At 43.3% G+C, this 3,340-nt stretch carries 3 protein-coding genes; all 3 read left to right on the forward strand.

Translation table 11 applies throughout. The features are described from left to right. The coding region (locus HUJ19_RS08700) for a hypothetical protein (protein WP_290623474.1) at positions 1–187 on the forward strand (187 nt) is incomplete at its 5' end. 3 nt (positions 188–190) lie between these two features. Then, positions 191–2,758: a bifunctional aspartate kinase/diaminopimelate decarboxylase gene (locus tag HUJ19_RS08705; RefSeq protein ID WP_290623477.1), complete on the forward strand. Its 2,568-nt coding sequence runs from the start codon at positions 191–193 to the stop codon at positions 2,756–2,758. An 89-nt stretch (positions 2,759–2,847) separates the two neighbouring features. Next, the gene (locus HUJ19_RS08710) at positions 2,848–3,273 is read left to right on the forward strand and encodes a hypothetical protein (protein WP_290623479.1); all 426 of its coding nucleotides are present in this window, start codon (positions 2,848–2,850) and stop codon (positions 3,271–3,273) included. Positions 3,274–3,340 lie beyond the last annotated feature (67 nt).

The following is a 3,340-nucleotide window of genomic DNA, read 5'->3' on the forward strand; positions in this document are numbered from 1 at the left end:
ACTTTCAAGAAACACAGCAAGAAGGCACTTAAAAAACGTGTCTCGATTGGTTGTGGGTGAAAGAATAGTTAATCCGTTTTCAATATTTCAAACCCGCACAGGACATCCTCTGCGGGTTTTTTTATGGCTTATTAATATTAATATAGATAGTTGCCTTTTCTGTGACAGAAAAGCGATTGGGAGATAAGTGATGACAACAAATAACACTGTTTGGCATGTTTTAAAGTTTGGCGGTACTAGCGTATCAACACGCGCTAACTGGGATACTATTGCTAAAATCGTTAAACGAAAGCGTGCCAAGGGGGTTAATGTATTTGTTGTCCATTCAGCGATTAGTACGGTTTCAAATCGTCTTGAGCAACTCATTGAACTTGCTATAGCAGGGCAGCATGGCGAAGCCTATGAGGAACTGGTTGAGCTTCACCAGCAGTTGATTGCACAATTAGGAGTAGAGCTGAACTTACTGGATGATGAATACCGTTATCTAAAGCGCTTGCTTGATGGGATTAATTTGTTAGGTGAAGTCAGTGATCGTATTCGTGCATTAATCATGGCTCAGGGCGAGTTGTGGGCGACTAAAATCGGCGCTCAGTATCTATTTAGTCAATTAAAAGATAAGCCATTGTGGGTCGATGCCAGAGAGTATTTATCAGCCAATCGTCAAAGTCAGAATGATTATCTGGCTGCTGGCTGTGACTGTGAACGGGACGAGAGTTTGTTGCAGCATATTGGCAACCATCCGGTCATTATCACCCAAGGTTTTATTGCCAGTAATGAGGAAGGCGATACTGTATTACTGGGTCGTGGTGGCTCGGATACGTCCGCCGCCTATTTTGCCGCTAAGACAGCAGCTGCCAGGTTAGAAATCTGGACAGATGTTCCTGGTATATTTACCGCAAATCCTAATCAGGTGCCTAATGCTCGCCTGCTGAATCATCTTAACTATGACGAGGCTCAGGAAATGGCTTCTGCCGGGGCTAAAGTGTTACACCCCCGCGCCATAAGGCCTGCACAATTGTCTAATATCCCGATCTTTATTCGTTCAACCATAGATTCTGAATTGGCTGGTACTCAAATCCATCACTTTGATAATCGCTGGGGGATGGTAAAAGCCATTACAGCAAAGAATGGTATTACCTTGATTTCTATGGAAAGTCAGGGGATGTGGCAACAGGCTGGTTTCTTGGCCGATATGTTCGCAGTGTTCAAGAAACATCAGGTTTCGGTTGATCTGGTATCAACCTCAGAAACCAATGTTACTGTGAGTCTCGATAGTCTGACTCAGGTGGTCAGTGAGCGAAGACTCAAAAACCTGGTCGAAGAGTTGTCTACCATTTGTCGCGTTAATGTCATGAAGAACTGTTCGGCGGTTTCTATTGTCGGTCAAAATGTTCGCGCTATTTTGCATAAAATTGCTCCGGCATTTTCAATTTTTGAAACTTATAAAGTCTATTTATTATCGCAAGCCGCTTCTGATCTGAACCTGACTTTTGTGATTGACGATGAGCACTGCGATAAAGTGATTGCTGCGCTTCATGAGCTGTTAATTAGCAATAATCCCAATAGCGAAATTCTTGGCCCTACTGCGAAAGAACTTAAGAAAACTCTGAGCAGCGAAATTGTTAGTGAAAAATGGTGGCAAAAGCGATGCCATGAGATCGAACAGTGTCTGACTGTGCGCGATAACGCCTATATTTATAATTTGTCTGCGGTTAAAGATAATATCAGTGCATTAAAGTCGATTAGCGCTGTCGACCAAATCTTTTTTGCTGTTAAAGCAAACAACCACCAACAAGTATTAACTACTGCATTTGACCAAGGAATAGGCTTTGAAACTGTTTCTATTTATGAAGTGGAGAAAGTATTGGAGCTGTTTCCTGATATCAGCAAAGAACGGATCTTTTTTACACCTAACTTTGCCAGTAGAGTGGAGTACGAGAAGGCTCTTGATTATGGCATCATGTTATCGCTTGACAGTAGTTATCCTTTAAAGCATTGGCCTGAAACTTTCGCCCACAAGACAATATTTTTGCGCATTGACCCCAATATTGGTAAAGGCCATCACGAAAATGTCCGAACAGCTGGCGCTACTTCAAAGTTTGGCATCCCAATTCAGGAGATAGAGCAGTTGCTGCCCATTATTCGTGAAAATAACATTAAGGTGCTTGGTCTACACGCTCATGCAGGAAGCGGTATATTAACCAATGAGCACTGGGCTGAACATGCCAGATTACTGGCAGATGTCGCTAGCCAATTACCTGATGTTAAATATCTCAACCTTGGTGGTGGTTTTGGTATCAAGGAGCGAGCACAGCAAACAGAGCTGACCATGGAGCAGATTAATCAAAGTCTGCTGGAGGTAAAGGCTCAATACCCTCAGTACCAGTTGTGGATTGAGCCTGGTCGCTACATCGTGGCCAATACCGGGGTATTAGTGGCCAAGGCAACACAGGTCAAGCAAAAACAGAATTACTATTATGTTGGCATCAATACAGGTATGAACTCTTTGATGCGACCCGCACTGTACGGTTCATACCATCCTATTGTCAATCTTTCACGACTTACAGACACCAAGAAACATCTGGCGACCATAGTAGGGCCTATTTGCGAGAGCACCGATAAACTTGGTATCGAGATACCTTTCCCAGATACCTTTGAAGGTGATTTGATACTGATTGAAAATGCCGGCGCGTATGGCCACGTGATGTCTACTCACTACAACATGCGGGCACCGGCGGAAGAGGTTTGCCTGCCTTAGGTTGATAGCTCTGCTGTTTGAATTGATGCACTTTAAAAATTTCTACTGTGGAGTATGATAAGGCTATGTCATGAGATAAGGAGATGTATATGGCCCATTCTAAGGTAGGTATTTGGCTTGATCATAGAGAAGCCGCTCTGGTAGAAATCAGCGACAAAGGGATCAGCACGCGCTTTATTCAGTCTGGCGTTGAAGAGCATATCAATGAAAAGCGAGGCTCTCGTTCAAAAACTCCTTACGGTCCGCAGGGCGTTTTCGCTGAAGATAAAGTCGATCGGAGAAACCAGAACCAATTAAATCAGTATTATTCGGAAGTTGCTTCAGGTATTAACAACGCAGATAGCCTGTATATTTTTGGCCCGGCGGAAGCGAAGCAGGAGTTCGCCAAATACTTGGAACAAAATCAGGCCAAAAAGCCGACAAAAGTTGAGGTGGCAACAGCAGACAGAATGACGGAGACTGAAATTATAGAGGCGGTGAAGAAGCACTTTCACTATAAACAAGAGCTTTTTTAAATTCTTTAATAATGTCCCGTCCTAAAATAGGTTGACAGTTTTTTTAAGTTGAAGCCCGAGCCTTGTC

Source organism: Kangiella sp. (assembly GCF_014762745.1).
GTDB lineage: Bacteria > Pseudomonadota > Gammaproteobacteria > Enterobacterales > Kangiellaceae > Kangiella.